Origin of the sequence: Klebsiella sp. PCX (genome assembly GCF_021869705.1) — a bacterium.
In the GTDB taxonomy this organism is placed as follows: Bacteria; Pseudomonadota; Gammaproteobacteria; order Enterobacterales; family Enterobacteriaceae; genus Klebsiella; species Klebsiella quasipneumoniae.
The window spans coordinates 1,559,271-1,576,067 of sequence record NZ_CP091527.1 but is presented as its reverse complement, the minus strand read 5'-3'; the positions used below and the strand labels follow the sequence as shown (position 1 = coordinate 1,576,067).

The 16,797-nt window shown below is 60.0% G+C and carries 16 protein-coding genes; 5 read left to right on the top strand and 11 right to left on the bottom strand.

The features are described from left to right. Positions 1 to 10 precede the first annotated feature (10 nt). From sdhA to sdhC, 3 genes are read right to left on the bottom strand one after another with little or no spacing between them, the layout of a single operon-like run. Positions 11 to 1,777 (bottom strand): succinate dehydrogenase flavoprotein subunit, encoded by a 1,767-nt coding sequence (sdhA, locus tag GQR96_RS07335; protein ID WP_004179067.1) that lies wholly within the window; start codon positions 1,775 to 1,777, stop codon positions 11 to 13. Then, positions 1,777 to 2,124 carry a succinate dehydrogenase membrane anchor subunit gene (sdhD, locus tag GQR96_RS07330; RefSeq protein ID WP_002894949.1) on the bottom strand — a complete coding sequence of 116 codons (348 nt, stop codon included), beginning with the start codon at positions 2,122 to 2,124 and terminating at the stop codon, positions 1,777 to 1,779. Before sdhD ends, sdhA begins: the two co-directional genes overlap by 1 nt. Beyond that, positions 2,118 to 2,522 (bottom strand): succinate dehydrogenase cytochrome b556 subunit, encoded by a 405-nt coding sequence (gene sdhC, locus GQR96_RS07325; RefSeq protein ID WP_004142216.1) that lies wholly within the window; start codon positions 2,520 to 2,522, stop codon positions 2,118 to 2,120. Before sdhC ends, sdhD begins: the two co-directional genes overlap by 7 nt. A gap of 640 nt (positions 2,523 to 3,162) precedes the next feature. Between sdhC and gltA the strand changes: the two genes are divergently transcribed. Further along, positions 3,163 to 4,446: a citrate synthase gene (gltA, locus tag GQR96_RS07320; protein ID WP_004885983.1), complete on the top strand. Its 1,284-nt coding sequence runs from the start codon at positions 3,163 to 3,165 to the stop codon at positions 4,444 to 4,446. 90 nt (positions 4,447 to 4,536) lie between these two features. Here gltA and nei read toward each other — a convergent pair whose 3' ends face one another. From nei to GQR96_RS07290, 6 genes are read right to left on the bottom strand one after another with little or no spacing between them, the layout of a single operon-like run. After that, on the bottom strand, positions 4,537 to 5,328 hold the full coding sequence (gene nei / locus GQR96_RS07315) for an endonuclease VIII (RefSeq protein ID WP_053810633.1): 792 nt from the start codon (positions 5,326 to 5,328) through the stop codon (positions 4,537 to 4,539). 15 nt (positions 5,329 to 5,343) lie between these two features. Then, the gene (pcp, locus tag GQR96_RS07310) at positions 5,344 to 5,988 is read right to left on the bottom strand and encodes a pyroglutamyl-peptidase I (protein ID WP_004885979.1); all 645 of its coding nucleotides are present in this window, start codon (positions 5,986 to 5,988) and stop codon (positions 5,344 to 5,346) included. Between the two features lie 29 nt (positions 5,989 to 6,017). Continuing rightward, positions 6,018 to 6,770: a 5-oxoprolinase subunit PxpA gene (gene pxpA / locus GQR96_RS07305; protein WP_004885977.1), complete on the bottom strand. Its 753-nt coding sequence runs from the start codon at positions 6,768 to 6,770 to the stop codon at positions 6,018 to 6,020. Then, entirely contained in the window at positions 6,760 to 7,692 is a 933-nt protein-coding gene (gene pxpC / locus GQR96_RS07300; RefSeq protein ID WP_065904965.1) for a 5-oxoprolinase subunit PxpC, read from the bottom strand. Before pxpC ends, pxpA begins: the two co-directional genes overlap by 11 nt. Next, positions 7,686 to 8,342, bottom strand: a complete 657-nt coding sequence (pxpB, locus tag GQR96_RS07295; protein ID WP_017901415.1) for a 5-oxoprolinase subunit PxpB — start codon at positions 8,340 to 8,342, stop codon at positions 7,686 to 7,688. Before pxpB ends, pxpC begins: the two co-directional genes overlap by 7 nt. Before the next feature lie 14 nt (positions 8,343 to 8,356). Continuing rightward, positions 8,357 to 9,100 carry a type 2 GTP cyclohydrolase I gene (locus GQR96_RS07290; RefSeq protein ID WP_004885970.1) on the bottom strand — a complete coding sequence of 248 codons (744 nt, stop codon included), beginning with the start codon at positions 9,098 to 9,100 and terminating at the stop codon, positions 8,357 to 8,359. 267 nt (positions 9,101 to 9,367) lie between these two features. Here GQR96_RS07290 and GQR96_RS07285 point away from each other — a divergent pair, with 267 nt between their 5' ends. After that, positions 9,368 to 10,846 (top strand): MFS transporter, encoded by a 1,479-nt coding sequence (locus GQR96_RS07285; protein WP_065904966.1) that lies wholly within the window; start codon positions 9,368 to 9,370, stop codon positions 10,844 to 10,846. On the opposite strand, the gene phrB is transcribed toward GQR96_RS07285, so the two are convergent. Both phrB and GQR96_RS07275 read right to left on the bottom strand, forming a co-directional pair. Then, the gene (gene phrB, locus GQR96_RS07280) at positions 10,818 to 12,260 is read right to left on the bottom strand and encodes a deoxyribodipyrimidine photo-lyase (RefSeq protein WP_065904968.1); all 1,443 of its coding nucleotides are present in this window, start codon (positions 12,258 to 12,260) and stop codon (positions 10,818 to 10,820) included. The genes GQR96_RS07285 and phrB overlap by 29 nt on opposite strands. A gap of 182 nt (positions 12,261 to 12,442) precedes the next feature. Next, entirely contained in the window at positions 12,443 to 12,652 is a 210-nt protein-coding gene (locus GQR96_RS07275) for a DUF2517 family protein (RefSeq protein ID WP_004142243.1), read from the bottom strand. Between the two features lie 305 nt (positions 12,653 to 12,957). On the opposite strand from GQR96_RS07275, the gene kdpF reads away from it, so the two are divergent. Genes kdpF through kdpB form a run of 3 tightly spaced genes read left to right on the top strand, consistent with a single transcriptional unit; the run spans position 12,958 to position 16,795 of the window. After that, the gene (gene kdpF / locus GQR96_RS07270; protein WP_020323459.1) at positions 12,958 to 13,047 is read left to right on the top strand and encodes a K(+)-transporting ATPase subunit F; all 90 of its coding nucleotides are present in this window, start codon (positions 12,958 to 12,960) and stop codon (positions 13,045 to 13,047) included. Beyond that, the gene (kdpA, locus tag GQR96_RS07265) at positions 13,047 to 14,726 is read left to right on the top strand and encodes a potassium-transporting ATPase subunit KdpA (RefSeq protein ID WP_017901418.1); all 1,680 of its coding nucleotides are present in this window, start codon (positions 13,047 to 13,049) and stop codon (positions 14,724 to 14,726) included. The genes kdpF and kdpA overlap by 1 nt, the downstream gene beginning before the upstream one ends. Positions 14,727 to 14,746: 20 nt before the next feature. After that, on the top strand, positions 14,747 to 16,795 hold the full coding sequence (gene kdpB / locus GQR96_RS07260) for a potassium-transporting ATPase subunit KdpB (protein ID WP_065904970.1): 2,049 nt from the start codon (positions 14,747 to 14,749) through the stop codon (positions 16,793 to 16,795). Positions 16,796 to 16,797: the final 2 nt, after the last annotated feature.

The window sequence follows — 16,797 nt, the reverse complement described above, 5'->3', positions numbered from 1 at the left end:
TGTCTCCGCATTAGTAAGTACGAATCTTCGGCGGGAATGCCGGACGCAGTTTCGGTTCCATGTTGACGCTACGACGCGTCATGGATTCCGACTCTGGCAGATACAGGGAATGGCACAGCCAGTTTTCATCATCACGATCCGGGAAGTCGAAGCGGCTGTGGGCGCCACGGCTCTCGGTACGGAAGTTAGCGGATACGGCGGTCGCGTACGCGGTTTCCATCAGGTTATCCAGCTCCAGGCACTCAACGCGCTGGGTGTTGAACTCGCTGGAGGTATCGTCGAGACGGGCGTTTTTCAGGCGCTCGCGGATCACTTTCAGCTGTTCCAGACCTTTGTGCATCGCATCGCCTTCGCGGAACACCGAGAAGTTATGCTGCATACATTCCTGCAGCGCTTTGCGGATCGCCACCGGATCTTCACCGGAACGGGTGTTGTTCCAGCGGTTGAGGCGGTCCAGCGAGCCTTCGATATCGGATTCGCTGGCGTCGCGCAGCGTGCCCTGCTCGGCGATGGATTCCTGCAGATGCAGGCCCGCCGCGCGGCCGAAGACCACCAGGTCGAGCAGCGAGTTGCCGCCAAGACGGTTAGCGCCGTGGACCGATACGCAGGCGATTTCGCCTACCGCGAACAGGCCCGGGATCACCACGTCTTCGCCCTTCTCATTGACGGTCAGCGCCTGGCCGGTCACTTTGGTCGGAATACCGCCCATCATGTAGTGGCAGGTTGGGATAACCGGGATCGGCTCTTTCACCGGATCGACGTGAGCAAAGGTACGGGACAGCTCGAGGATACCCGGCAGACGAGATTCCAGAACCTCTTTACCCAGGTGATCCAGCTTCAATTTCGCGTGCGGGCCCCACGGGCCATCGCAGCCGCGACCTTCGCGGATTTCGATCATGATGGAACGCGCCACCACGTCACGACCCGCCAGGTCTTTGGCGTTCGGGGCATAACGCTCCATAAAGCGTTCGCCGTGTTTATTGAGCAGATAACCACCTTCGCCGCGGCAACCTTCGGTGACCAGAACCCCTGCCCCGGCGATGCCGGTCGGGTGGAACTGCCACATTTCCATATCCTGCACCGGCACGCCGGCACGAATGGCCATCCCGACGCCGTCACCGGTGTTGATGTGGGCGTTGGTGGTGGACTGATAGATACGGCCTGCGCCGCCGGTCGCCAGCACGGTGGCGCGGGCTTTAAAGTAGACCACTTCGCCGGTCTCGATGCACAGGGCGGTACAACCCACCACCGCGCCGTCCTGGTTTTTCACCAGATCGAGGGCATACCATTCGGAGAAAATAGTGGTGTGGTTTTTAAGGTTCTGCTGGTACAGGGTGTGCAGCAGGGCGTGGCCAGTACGGTCAGCCGCCGCCGCGGTGCGCGCCGCCTGCTCGCCGCCGAAGTTCTTCGACTGGCCGCCGAACGGGCGCTGATAAATACGGCCGTCGTCAAGACGGGAGAACGGCAAGCCCATGTGCTCCAGCTCGAGAATCGCTTCCGGGCCGGTCTTACACATATATTCGATGGCGTCCTGGTCACCGATATAGTCCGACCCTTTTACGGTGTCGTACATATGCCATTCCCAGTTATCTTCATGGGAGTTACCGAGCGCGACGGTGATACCCCCCTGCGCTGACACGGTATGGGAACGGGTCGGGAAGACTTTAGAGAGCAGCGCACAGGTCTGTCCGCTCTGGGAAATTTGCAGCGCCGCGCGCATACCTGCGCCGCCGGCACCGATGACAACAGCATCAAACTCTCTGACTGGCAATTTCATTACACACCCCACACCACAACAAATCCATAAAGAACGTAAGCCACCAGCGCCACAACGATAGCCAGCTGCAGAACCAGGCGCAGAGCCAGTGGTTTAACGTAGTCCGTTAACACCTGCCACATCCCGATCCAGGCATGGATAAGAATGGAAACGAGAGCCAGCAGTGTGAAGACTTTAGTGAAGCCGGAGGCAAAGAATCCGGTCCACACTTCCCATGAGATCTCACCGGTGGTAGCGAAGAAGCCAACCATGTAGATGATGTAGAGGGTCAGAACGATGGCGGTAGCACGGACCAGAATAAAGTCATGTACGCCGTTGCGTCCCAGTGCTGAGGCGTTGCTTACCATACGAGGACTCCTGCGAGAAGTGAAAGCACGACAGTAATAACAAAAGAAATCTTGGCGGAACGTTTCCCTGCTTCGAGGGTTTCGTCCAGGTAACCAAAGTCCATCATCAGATGGCGGATACCGACAACGACGTGATAGGCCAGCGCGGTGAGAATGCCCCACATGATGAACTTCACAAAGAAGCTATCCATGATCGAGGCCGCCGTCAGAAAACCTTCAGGGGAGGAGAGGCTGGTGCCCAGCAGCCAAAGCAGAATTCCGACCGCCACGAAGGTGATGACACCGGAAACGCGATGGAGAATGGACGCTATCGCCGTGATTGGGAACCGTATCGTTTGTAGATCCAGATTGACAGGTCTTTGTTTTTTCACATTTCTTACCATGAATAACGCCCACATGCTGTTCTTATTGTTTCCTTCCTCCGGTCTGCTTGCGGGTCAGACAGCGTCCTTTCTATAACCAGAAGTCATGTTAAAACGTCTTTTCAGGCATTAAAACATCACTAAACAACGCTGGGTGGCTCGGGATTGCAGGGTGTTCCGGAGACCTGGCCGCAGTATAGGCCGTTCACAAAATCATTACAATTAACCTACATATAGTTTGTTGGGTTTTCTCCGGAACAGTGATCAAGGTCACGATAACAACATTTTTTTAATTTTTAATCACCTGATTTGACAAATATTAAACATTCTTGTTACAACCATTACCAGTTAAATGCAATAATGCTCAAAAGTTATGGGGTCACTCTTTCACCTGAGAATAAGTTATGTAACAGTGTGTCAGTATTGACCGATGTAATCAGGACAGTTATTAGTGGTATACAGGTTTTAATATTCGGACTGCTAAAACGCTGATTTGCTGTTGTTTCACCGCAGCCCTGAAGAACGTGCCATCAAGCGCCGTTGCTCTGTACCCTGCCCTTTTCGCTGACGCAGAGCTGTGTGCAACATAACAAACTGGTAACGTATACGGGCGCGGGCCGAAAGCAAATCCACCACCCGGCAGTCTTAAGCAATAAAGGCGCTAAGGAGACCATAAATGTCTGATGCTAAAGCAAAAATCACCCTGGGTGGTGACACTGCTATTGAACTGGATGTGCTAAAAGGCACGCTCGGTCAGGATGTTATTGATATTCGTAGTCTTGGTTCAAAAGGCGTATTTACCTTTGACCCAGGTTTCACATCTACCGCTTCCTGTGAATCTAAAATTACGTTTATCGATGGTGACGAGGGGATCCTGCTGCACCGCGGCTTCCCGATCGACCAGTTAGCGACCGAATCAAACTATCTTGAAGTTTGTTACATTCTGCTGAACGGTGAAAAACCAACCCAGGCCGAATATGACGAATTCAAAACCACCGTGACCCGTCACACCATGATCCATGAGCAGATCACCCGTCTGTTCCATGCGTTCCGTCGCGATTCTCACCCGATGGCCGTTATGTGCGGGATCACCGGCGCCCTGGCGGCGTTCTATCACGACTCCCTCGACGTGAATAACCCGCGTCACCGTGAAATCGCCGCCTATCGCCTGCTGTCCAAAATGCCGACCATGGCAGCTATGTGTTACAAGTATTCTATCGGCCAGCCGTTTGTTTATCCGCGCAACGACCTCTCCTACGCCGGCAACTTCCTGCGCATGATGTTCGCCACGCCGTGCGAAGAGTACGAAGTCAATCCGGTGCTCGAGCGCGCCATGGACCGTATTCTGATCCTGCACGCCGATCACGAGCAGAACGCCTCGACCTCGACGGTACGTACCGCGGGCTCTTCCGGCGCTAACCCGTTCGCCTGTATCGCAGCCGGCATCGCCTCTCTGTGGGGACCGGCGCACGGCGGCGCCAACGAAGCGGCGCTGAAAATGCTGGAAGAGATCAGCTCCGTTGAACACATTCCGGAATTTGTTCGTCGTGCGAAAGACAAGAATGACTCTTTCCGCCTGATGGGCTTCGGCCATCGTGTTTACAAAAACTACGACCCGCGCGCCACCGTGATGCGTGAAACCTGCCATGAAGTGCTGAAAGAGCTGGGCACCAAAGACGACCTGCTGCAGGTGGCCATGGAGCTGGAGCATATCGCGCTGAACGACCCGTACTTCATCGAGAAGAAGCTCTACCCGAACGTCGACTTCTACTCCGGTATCATCCTGAAAGCGATGGGTATTCCGTCCTCCATGTTTACCGTTATCTTCGCCATGGCGCGTACCGTGGGCTGGATTGCGCACTGGAACGAAATGCACAGCGACGGCATGAAGATCGCCCGTCCGCGTCAGCTGTACACCGGCTACGCCAAACGCGACTTCCAGTCCGACATCAAGCGTTAATCTCGCTGTCCGGATGATAAAAACGCGCCTGCTGGCGCGTTTTTTATGCCTGACGATGAAGCCTGGCGCTGACACTGCCTGGCTGCCGGCTTAATGCTGGCAGTGCGGGCACCAGTAAAACGGCCGCGATGAGAGCATGGTCTTCTCAATCACGCCCCCGCAGCGCTCGCACTTTTCCCCATCGCGATGGAAGACCTTAAAGCGGAACAGCGCGCCGTGGTGCTTGTTGTTATCGGGCTGGCCGCGAGTGCGATAAGAAAGCCGCGGGATATCGAGTAGCGCGTGCGCCAGCGCATCCAGCTGTATTTCATTAAGCTCCGAGGCCTTATGCCCCCCGGTCAGCCCCACCTGCCAGAGGATTTCCACCCGCAGATAGTTACCCAGACCGGCAAGAAAAGCCTGATCCAGCAGCAGGCCGGAAAACTGACGATTGCGGAATTTGGCCGACAGCAGTCGCGCTTTCACCTGCTCCGCGGTTAACGTCATATCCAGCACGTCCGGACCGACGCGCAGCAAGAACGGATGGTTGGCCTCCTGCTCCGCCGTGAGCATCTCAATGTCCGACGCGCTGTAGAGCAAAATCGCCTTGCTGGCCGTCTGTAGCCTGACGCGCAACACCCGGTTAGAGGCAGGCTGTTCGCCGGCCTCAACCACGCGCCAGACGCCGTACAGCTGATTATGGCTGTACAGGGTCAGGCCGCCGGAGAAGCGGGTCAGCAGGGCTTTGCCCCGGGTGTCGATATGGGTAACCCGCTGACCAATCAGTTCGGTTTGATAGGGTTGCAACCGGGGAAAAGCGAACCAGACGTCGGTTAAGGGTTCGTCTTTGATTGCTGCCTCCAGTGTATCCGCCGCGCGGCGGATCTCCGGACCTTCCGGCATACTTTCATCCTTTTGTTAGTGGGTGGCGCCGCCGCCCAGTTTACTATCCACCGGCTGGTGCAGGGCTACGGCTATGGCCGTCTCCAGCGCTTCCCGCACGGTGGCGGTCGCCATACTCGGCTCGCCGGGATGGGCCGCCGCCTGCGCCGGTAGCCATGGAATATGGATAAACCCGCCCCTCACCTCATTCTGTCCCTGCAGCTTGTGCAGCAGACCGTACATGACGTGATTGCAGACGAAGGTGCCGGCAGTTTGCGACACCGAGGCCGGGATCCCGCGATCGCGCAGCGCGCTGACGATCGCTTTGATCGGCAAGGTGCTGAACCACGCGGCCGGCCCGCCGTCGACGATCGGCGTGTCGATGGGTTGCTGGCCTTTGTTATCAGGGATACGCGCATCATCGACGTTAATCGCCACACGTTCGACGCTGATATCGACCCGGCCGCCGGCCTGTCCCACCGCGATAACCAGCTTCGGCTGCAGGTCTTCAATCGCCGCGTCCAGCGCCGACAGCGCCTCGCCAAACACGCAGGGAAGCTGCCTGGCGATCACCGGCTGACCAGCAATCATTGTGCCGTCAAGCTGCTGCACCACTTCCCAGGAAGGGTTCACCGTCTCGCCGTCAAAGGGTTCAAAACCGGTGAGTAATACGCCCGCCATCGTCATCTCCTTCGCGGTCCTTCAGATTGTCATATCTCAGCCTCTGGCTGAGCGCTGACCATAATATGGCGCCCGGCGAACGCCGCCCGCAAACGGCGGGCAAATTCGAGGGCATGCGGACCATCGCCATGCAGACATACCGTCTGCGCCACCACGTTCGCCCATTCGCCGCTGACGCTACGCACCCGGTGGTGTTGCACCATTTCGAGGGTTTGCGCCAGGGCCTGCTCTTCGCTGTCAATCAGCGCGCCGGGCTGGGTGCGCGGCACCAGGCTGCCGTCGGCCAGATAACCGCGATCGGCAAACACCTCCTGACGCGTCGTCAAGCCATAGCGTTGCCCGGCGCGGATCAGTTCGCTGCCCGCCAGACCCACCAGCACCAGCTGCGGGTTAACATCGCGGACCGCGCGGGCGATCGCGTCGGCCAGCGGCGGCGATTTGGCCGCCTGGTTGTAGAGCATGCCGTGCGGCTTTACGTGCTGCAACTCGCCGCCCTGAGCCTGAACGATCGCCGCCAGAGCGCCAATCTGATACAGCGTCTGGGCATAGACCGTTTCCGGCGGCAGATCCATCGCCGTGCGGCCAAAATTTTCCCGGTCGGGATATCCCGGATGGGCGCCCACTGCCACGCCGTACTTCAGTGCCTCGCGCACGCTCTGCACCATCAGCCCGGCGTCGCCGGCGTGAAAACCACAGGCGATATTCGCCGACGACACCAGCTGGAGCAGCGCGCTATCGTTCGCCCCGCCTTCCCCGAGATCGGCATTGAGATCAATCATCATCGTGGAGTCTCCACGCCAGTTGTTCAAGATAACGCTGACGATCGGCCCGCGCCTTCAGCGCCTCCTCCAGCGAGCAGGCCACGAAATGGATCGGCTGCCCCAGCGGGATCTGCGCCAGCTGGTACATATCGGCATCGATGATGCAGGCGATCCGCGGATAGCCGCCGGTGGTTTGCGCGTCGTTCATCAGCACAATGGGCTGGCCGTTGTGCGGCACCTGCACCACGCCCGGCAGCAGGCCGTGCGACAGCATTTCGCGATCGGTGGTGCGTTTCAGCGGCTGCCCCTGCAGGCGGTACCCCATGCGGTTACTCTGCGGACTGAGCTTCCAGGGGGCGCGCCAGAATGACGCCTGCGAGGCCACGTCAAATTCGTGGTACTCCGGCCCGGGCAGCGCACGAATGCGGTTGCCCAGCGGCAACTGCTTGACGCCGCGCGGGGTGGTGAAGCGGCGGGCGGCTTTCCCGAGCTTCAGCTTGTCGCCGTCCTGCAGGCGGCGTCCTTCCAGACCGCCAATCCCCGCCTTGAGATCCGTGCAGCGCGAGCCAAGGACCTCGGGAACCGCAATCCCGCCCGCCACCGCCAGATAGCTGCGAATGCCATGCTGCGGCGTTTTCAGCACCAGGCGCTGCCCGGGCCGGTAGGCGGTGCGCCAGCCCACCCAGACCGCTTTACCGTCCAGCGTCGCTTCGCAGGCGGCGCCGGTCAGCGCAAACCAGCCGCTGCGGGCAAATTCGATCTCCACCTGGCCGAGGGTAATCTCCAGCCCGGCGGCATTCGCCTCGTTGCCAACCAGCAGATTGGCAATCACCAGCGAGGGATAATCCAGAGCGCCGCAGCGGCTGATGCCAGACTGGCGCAGGCCTTCTCGTCCACCGTCCTGTACCGAGGTGTACAGGCCGGCGCGGATCAGAGTCAACATACCCCCTCCTTTTGCGGCACAAAGCGAATTTTATCGCCCACGCGCAGCAGCGCAGGCTCCTTCCGCGACGGGTCGAACAGCGTTAGCGAGGTCCGCCCCAGCAGCTGCCAGCCGCCGGGCGTCGCCAGCGGATAGATCCCGGTTTGCGCGCCGCCGATACCCACCGACCCGGCCGGGACGTGCACGCGCGGTTCAGCGCGACGCGGTGTCGCCAGCGCCGCTGGCAACCCGCCCAGGTAGGGAAATCCCGGCTGAAAACCAATAAACCAGACCAGATACTCCACCGAGGCGTGCAGCTCCACGACCTGCTTTTCACTGAGGCCGCTGTGCTGCGCCACCACCCCGAGATCCGGTCCGGCCTCGCCGCCGTAGACGACCGGAATGGTCAGCGAGCGCGACTCCGGCTCGATCGCGAGGCTCTCCTCCCACCAGCGCTGCAGACGGTCTATCGCCTCCCACGCCACCTCCTGCGGGCGGCGGAGCACCACAGTGATATTGTTCATGCCGGGAATGGCGTCAATCACTTCCTCATGGTTCGCCAGACGCTGGGCTAAGCCCCAGATCCGCTGCTGGCTCTCAAGGGTGACCGGCGGCTCCAGCTCCAGCACGACGGCCGTTTCTCCTAACAGATAACAACGCGCTCGCTGCACTTTTCTCTCTCCCGTCAGGCAGGGTTGGGAATATCAATAAAGGTGACGTCCAGGTCAGTGGTTTCCGTCAGCCATTCGCTGAGGGCGCGAATACCGCCCCGCTCGGTGGCGTGGTGGCCGGCGGCATAAAAATGCAGGCCCTGCTCGCGGGCGGAATGGATGGTTTGTTCCGACACCTCGCCGGTGATAAACGCGTCCACGCCAAAGCGCGCCGCGGCGTCGATAAAGCTCTGGCCGCCGCCGGTACACCAGGCGACGCGGCTGACGGTGTCCGGCCCGGTATCGCCGCACCACAGCGGCTTACGCCCCAGCCGCGCTTCAATCCATGAGGCCAGTTCAAGGCCGGAAACCGGCATCGACAGTTCGCCCCAGGGCACCAGCGGTTCGATTTCCCCCAGCACGTTAATCCCCAACAGATGCGCCAGTTGCGCGTTATTGCCCAGCTCGGGATGGGCATCCAGCGGCAGGTGCCAGCCGTAGAGATTGATATCATTGGCCAGCAGGGTTTTCAGGCGCCGGCGCTTCATACCGCGGATCACTGGCGATTCGTTTTTCCAGAAATAGCCGTGATGGACAATCACCGCATCCGCCTGAAGACGAACGGCCTCATCCAGCAGCGCCTGGCTGGCCGTCACTCCGGTGACGATCTTGTGCACCGTGTCGCGCCCTTCCACCTGCAGACCGTTAGGGGCGAAGTCACTGATGGCTGCACTATTGAGCTTGTCGTTTATCAGTTGTTCCAGTTCGCTATTTTTCATCGCCACTCCAGCAGATAATCAGGGTATACAAAGGCATAACATAACCAGATCTATTCGGGTCGTCGATAGTCCGCCTCCGACACTGACGATGACTTTTTACCGAATAGCGCAATTTGTCTATTCACCCGGCCGCGCATTCGTGTATATTTATGCACTAATAAAGCATATTAAATAATCAGAAAGCCCCTCAAGCCATGAATATGACTAATTAAACGCTATTCATGCAGAACGATCGACTTTCGCTTTAGGCCAGGAAACACACTTCTCATGAAGACAACATCATCGCAACCGCGGGCGATTTACTACGTCGTGGCGCTGCAAATCTGGGAATATTTTAGCTTCTACGGCATGCGCGCCCTGCTGATCCTCTATCTCACCAATCAGCTCAAATATGATGATAACCACGCTTACGCCCTGTTCAGCGCCTACTGTTCGCTGGTCTATGTGACGCCGATCCTCGGCGGCTATCTGGCCGATAAGCTGTTAGGCAACCGGATGGCGGTCATGCTCGGCGCGCTGCTGATGGCCATTGGCCATCTGGTGCTCGGGGCCAGCGAAACCGCCCCGGCCTTCCTCTATCTGTCGCTGGCGATCATCGTCTGCGGCTACGGGTTGTTTAAATCCAACGTCAGCTGTCTGCTGGGCGAACTGTACGAACCCGCCGATCCGCGTCGCGATGGCGGCTTCTCGCTGATGTATGCCGCGGGCAATATCGGCTCGATCATCGCGCCCATCGCCTGCGGCTACGTTCAGGAGGAGTATAGCTGGGCGATGGGCTTTGCCCTGGCGGCCATCGGCATGGTGGCGGGACTGGTGATTTTCCTCTGCGGCAACCGTCATTTCCAGCATACCGCCGGCGTGAACCGCCAGGCGCTGTGCGCCCGCCGCTTCCTGCTGCCGAACTGGGGCTGGCTGCTGGTGCTGCTGGTCATCGCGCCGCTGCTGATTGCCGTGCTGTTCTGGCAGGAGTGGTCGGTGTATGCCCTGATCGTGGCCACGGCCATTGGCCTCGCGGTGCTGGCGCGGATCTACCTGCGTGCCGAGACCGATAAACAGCGCAAGGATCTGCGCCTGATCGTCGTCCTGACCGCCTTCAGCCTGCTGTTCTGGGCCTTCGCCCAACAGGGCGGCAGCTCCATCAGCCTGTATATTGACCGCTTCGTTAACCGCCATATCATGAGCTACGAAGTCCCTACCGCTATGTTCCAGTCGATCAACGCCTTTGCGGTGATGCTCTGCGGCATGGTGCTGGCGTGGCTGGTGAAAGAGAGCGTCGGCGGTAACCGCACCGTGCGCATCTGGGGGAAATTTGCCCTCGGTCTGGGCCTGATGAGCGCCGGGTTCTGCATTTTGACCCTCAGCGCCCGCTGGTCGGCGGCCTATGGCCAGTCGTCCATGCCGCTGATGGTGCTGGGGCTGGCGGTGATGGGTTTTGCCGAACTGTTTATCGACCCGGTCGCGATGTCGCAAATCACCCGCATTGAGATCCCGGGGGTGACCGGGGTGCTGACCGGCATCTATATGCTGCTCTCCGGGGCCATCGCCAACTATCTGGCCGGCGTTATCGCCGACCAGACCTCGCAGGCGTCATTCGACGTCGCCGGGGCGGTGAACTATTCCATTGACGCCTACATCAACGTCTTCAGCCAGATCACCTGGGGCGCGCTGGCCTGCGTCGGCGTAGTGCTGGTTATCTGGCTGTATCACTCGCTGAAGCTCAGGACCCGCCGTCTGGCGGTGGAATAATCCCCTTTCTGGCGGCCTCCCAGGCCGCCAGCGTCTCCTGCCGCGCCTGCTTGTGATCGACTATCGGGCGCGGATAATCCAGCGTCACCCCCTGTTTATCCGCCCACACCCACGGCTGATGCAGCGCCTTCTCCGGCACCTTTGCCAGCTCCGGCAGCCAGCGACGTATAAACACCCCCTGCTTATCAAACTTCTCGCCCTGGGTGGTGGGATTAAATATGCGGAAATAGGGCGCGGCGTCGGTGCCCGTCGAAGCCGCCCATTGCCAGCCGCCGTTGTTCGCCGCCAGGTCGCCGTCAATCAGCTGGCTCATGAAATAGCGCTCCCCTGCCCGCCAGTCGAGGCGCAGATCTTTGGTCAGGAAGCTGGCGACAATCATGCGCAACCGGTTATGCATCCAGCCGGTGGCGTTAAGCTGGCGCATGGCGGCATCGACTATAGGAAAGCCGGTCTCCCCGCGCTGCCAGGCCTGCAGGGCGCCATCCTCTTCGCGCCAGGCGACTTTATCGGTCCAGGCGACAAACGGCCGACCTTTACAGAGTTTCGGATAGTAGACCATCAGATGACGGTAAAACTCGCGCCAGATCAGCTCATTAAGCCAGGTGGCGCCTGCCCCGCCATCCAGTGCGGCGGGGTGTTCCGTCAGCAGCCGATGCAGGCACTGGCGAGGCGACAGCACCCCGATGGCCAGGCAGGGCGACAGGCGACTGGTCCCTTCCACGGCCGGGAAGTCGCGCTGCCCCTCATAATCCGCCGCCGGTTGCTGACAAAACGCGCGCAGCCGCGCCAGCGCCGTTTTTTCATCCGCGGCAAACAGCAGCCCATCGAACGGCGTTTGCGGATAGTTAAGCTCCGGCACCGGCGGCGCCAGGCGAGCGGGCGCCTGGCGCGGCTTTGGCGCGGCCACGCACGCCGGCAATCCTTCCCGCAGCCGGCGAATAAACGCGTTCTTAAACGGGGTGAAGACTTTATACATTTCGCCGCCGCCGGTCAGTACGCTGCCGGGCGGCAACAGGACGCTGTCGTCAAATCCCTGGCAAATCACTTCGCTCAAGGAGCTCTCAACGGCGGCATCGCGCTGGCGTTCATTGAATTCGTACTGATAGTTGTAGAACAGGTGACTGACCTGGTGCTGCTGGCAGAAATGGGCCAGCCGCTCGACGCTGGCGCTAAAATCGTCCGCCTCTTCTACCCACAGCGGTATGCCCCGCTCCGCCAGCGCGGCGTGCAGACTGCGCAAATGGCTGGCGATAAAAGCGGCCTGCCGCGGCGCCAGGTGATGTTCGCGCCACTGCCCCGGGGTGGCAATATACAGCGCCAGCACCTGCGCCTGCGGATCGCGGCAGGCGGCGGCCAGCGCCAGGTTATCGTGAATGCGTAAATCCGTGCGTAACCAGACCAGATGGGTGGCCATATCACTCCTCACTCTCCGTCAGCAAAACTCATCTTATGATCTAAGCCGGCAAAAATAGCGCGCCCCGGCAAAATAAGCACCTGCCAATTCCGCTGCGGCGCCTGAAAACGAGTGTAGACAAGCGGCGAAAAAAAACCGCCGGGGCAACCGGCGGTTAGTGGTTTTCCTCGCAGCAGGGCGAATTAGTAGAAGTCGTGCGCGGCTTTTTCCGCCTGCGCCATCCACACCGGCTGCTCGCTGGTTTTCGACCATACACGGTGCAGCCAGCTGTAATAGCGGGCGCGATCCTTCCAGAACAGCATCACCGGCAGCGCCGCGACGCCAGCCACGACGGCGAAAGCACGACGCAGCAAAATAATATGAGCAGGATAAGCTTTGTACAACGCCATCATTTCTCTCCCCTTTGTCAGGCCGGCAAGCAGCGCCGGAAAATTAATCATGTTTGTCTGAGCAAAATAATACCGCTCTGGTTGTAATTTTACTACTCATCCGACCACTAAAAAGCACGTATTTATACTTAATTTACATTCGCTACGTAAATTAGTTACGAAAAAGTTAAATTAATACTAACCATCAGTTAAATTGTGCCTTTGTCTTTTTTATACTTTTTTTACACCGCGCCCGCGGATTTTTGCGAAATCTTTGCGCCGTAATTTCTATTCTCCTGGTAAATCAAAAACACACCCGGAGGTGGATTGTGACTGCAGGCGTACTCACTGGCGTTGGGCTGGTGTTCCTGTTACTGGCTTATCTGGTTTATGCCTTGATACATGCGGAGGCATTCTGATGGCTGCCCAGGGATTTTTATTATTAGCCAGCTATCTGCTGGTTTTGCTGGTGCTGGCGCGCCCGCTGGGGATGTGTCTGGCAAGAATGGTGAATGACATCCCGCTTCCCGGCCTGGCCGGGGTCGAGCGCGTCCTGTGGCGCGTGGCCGGGATCCGCGCCGAAGAGATGGGCTGGCTGCAGTATTTGCTGGCGCTCCTGCTGTTCAACGCCCTCGGCGGCCTGGCGCTGTTTGCCCTGCTGATGCTGCAGGGCGTGCTGCCGTTTAACCCGCAGCACCTGCCGGGGCTGACGTGGGATCTGGCGCTCAACACCGCGGTCAGCTTTGTCAGCAATACGAACTGGCAGGCCTACGCCGGCGAAAGCACCATGAGCTATCTCAGCCAGATGGTGGGGCTGACGGTGCAGAATTTCCTCTCCGCCGCCACCGGCATCGCCGTGGTCTTCGCCCTGACCCGCGCCTTCGCCCGGCAGAAAATGTCCACCCTCGGCAATGCCTGGGTCGACCTGACGCGCATTACCCTGTGGCTGCTGCTGCCGCTCTCTCTGCTGGTGGCCCTGTTCTTTATTCAGCAGGGCGTGCCGCAGAACCTGCAGGCCTACCAGCCCTTTACCACCCTCGAAGGGGCGCACCAGCTGCTGCCGATGGGGCCCGTCGCCTCACAGGAAGCGATTAAGCTGCTGGGCACCAACGGCGGCGGTTTCTTTAACGCCAACTCCGCCCATCCGTTTGAAAACCCGACGGCGCTGACCAATCTCGTGCAGATGCTGGCCATCTTCCTGATCCCGGCGGCGCTGTGCTTCGCCTTCGGCGAGGTGGTGAGCGATCGCCGCCAGGGGCGCGCCATCCTGTGGGCGATGACGCTGATCTTTATCCTCTGCGTCGCCGTGGTGATGTGGGCGGAAACCCGCGGTAACCCGCACCTGATGACGCTGGGCGCCGACAGCAGCCTGAATATGGAAGGTAAAGAGAGCCGCTTCGGTATTCTCGCCAGCAGTCTGTTCGCGGTGATCACCACCGCCGCCTCCTGCGGCGCGGTCAACGCCATGCATGACTCCTTCACCGCGCTGGGCGGGATGGTGCCGATGTGGCTGATGCAGATTGGCGAAGTGGTGTTCGGCGGCGTCGGCTCGGGTCTTTATGGCATGCTGCTGTTCGTTATGCTGGCGGTGTTTATCGCCGGCCTGATGGTCGGCCGCACCCCGGAGTACCTCGGAAAGAAAATCGATGTCCGGGAAATGAAAATGATCGCCCTGGCCATTCTGGTCACCCCGACGCTGGTGCTGCTCGGCACGGCGCTGGCGATGATGACCGAGGCCGGCCGCGCCGGGATGTTCAACCCCGGACCGCACGGCTTTAGCGAAGTGCTGTACGCCGTCACTTCGGCGGCCAATAACAACGGCAGCGCCTTCGCCGGCCTGGGCGCGGCGACGCCATTCTGGAACCTGCTGCTGGCGTTCTGCATGCTGGCTGGACGCTTCGCCGTCATCATTCCGGTGATGGCTATCGCCGGCTCGCTGGTGGCGAAGAAAATTCAACCGGCCAGCCCCGGCACCCTGGCCACCCACGACGCCCTGTTTATCGGTCTGCTGATCGGCACCGTGCTGCTGGTTGGCGCCCTGACCTTTATTCCTGCGCTGGCGCTTGGCCCGCTGGCCGAACACTTTTCCTTACTTTGAGCGATGCGGAGCACCCTGTTATGAGTCGCAAACAATTAGCCCTGCTGGAGCCGACGCTGGTGCGCCAGGCGCTGCTGGATGCCGTGAAAAAACTCAGCCCGATGGTGCAGTGGCGCAATCCGGTGATGTTTATCGTCTGGGTGGGCAGCCTGTTAACCACTCTGCTGGCCATCGCCATGGCTGGCGGCGCCCTGACCGGCAGCGCCACTTTTACCGCCGCCATCAGTATCTGGCTATGGTTTACCGTGCTGTTCGCCAACTTTGCCGAAGCGATGGCGGAAGGCCGCAGCAAAGCCCAGGCCAATAGCCTGAAAGGGGTGAAAAAAACGGCCTACGCCCGTAAGCTGCGCGCCCCGCAGCATGACGCGACGGTCGACCACGTGCCGGCGGAAGACCTGCGCAAAGGCGACGTGGTGCTGGTGGAAGCAGGGGATATTATCCCCTGCGATGGTGAAGTCATCGAAGGCGGCGCCTCGGTGGATGAAAGCGCCATTACCGGCGAGTCTGCTCCGGTGATCCGCGAATCCGGCGGTGATTTCGCCTCGGTGACCGGCGGGACGCGCATCCTCTCCGACTGGCTGGTGATCCGTTGCAGCGTTAACCCGGGAGAAACCTTCCTCGACCGGATGATCGCCATGGTGGAAGGCGCCCAGCGCCGTAAAACGCCGAACGAAATCGCCCTGACGATCCTGCTGATCGCCCTGACGCTGGTGTTCCTGCTGGCCACCGCCACCATCTGGCCATTCTCGGCGTGGAGCGGCAATGCGGTCAGCGTCACCGTACTGGTGGCGCTGCTGGTGTGCCTGATCCCGACCACCATCGGCGGTCTGCTGTCGGCCATCGGCGTCGCCGGGATGAGCCGTATGCTGGGCGCCAACGTGATCGCCACCAGCGGCCGCGCGGTGGAAGCGGCAGGCGACGTTGATGTGCTGTTGCTGGATAAAACCGGGACCATTACGCTCGGCAACCGCCAGGCCTCCGCTTTCCTGCCGGCGCGCGGTGTGGAAGAGCGAACCCTCGCCGATGCCGCCCAGCTCTCCTCGCTGGCGGACGAAACCCCTGAAGGACGCAGCATCGTGGTGCTGGCGAAACAGCGCTTTAACCTGCGCGAACGCGATCTGCAGTCGCTGCACGCCACCTTTGTCCCCTTTACCGCGCAAACGCGGATGAGCGGCATCAATATCGATCAGCGCATGATCCGCAAAGGGTCGGTGGACGCCATTCGCCGCCACGTAGAGGCCAACGGTGGCCACTTCCCTGCCGATGTCGAGAAGCAGGTGGAAGAGGTCGCCCGCCAGGGGGCCACGCCGCTGGTGGTCGCCGAAGGGGAAAAGGTGCTGGGGATTATTTCACTCAAAGATATCGTCAAAGGCGGCATCAAAGAACGTTTCGCCCAGCTGCGCAAAATGGGCATTAAAACGGTGATGATCACCGGCGATAACCGCCTGACCGCTGCGGCGATCGCCGCCGAGGCCGGCGTCGACGATTTCCTCGCCGAAGCGACGCCGGAAGCCAAGCTGGCGCTGATCCGCCAGTATCAGTCGGAAGGTCGGCTGGTGGCGATGACCGGCGACGGCACCAACGACGCGCCCGCGCTGGCTCAGGCCGACGTGGCGGTAGCCATGAACTCAGGCACCCAGGCGGCGAAAGAGGCGGGCAACATGGTCGATCTGGATTCCAACCCCACCAAGCTGATTGAGGTGGTCCATATCGGCAAACAGATGCTGATGACGCGCGGCTCGCTGACCACCTTCAGTATTGCCAACGACGTGGCGAAATATTTCGCCATTATTCCGGCGGCGTTTGCCGCGGTCTATCCCCAGCTGGCCATGCTGAACGTGATGGGCCTGCATTCGCCATCGTCGGCGATCCTCAGCGCCGTTATCTTCAACGCGCTGATCATCGTCTTCCTGATCCCGCTGGCCCTGAAAGGGGTGAGCTATCGCCCGCTCTCCGCCTCGGCGATGCTGCGCCGCAATCTGTGGATCTACGGCCTCGGCGGTCTGCTGGTGCCTTTTATCGGTATTAAAGCCATCGACCTGCTGCTGACCCTGAGCGGTCTGGTGTGAGG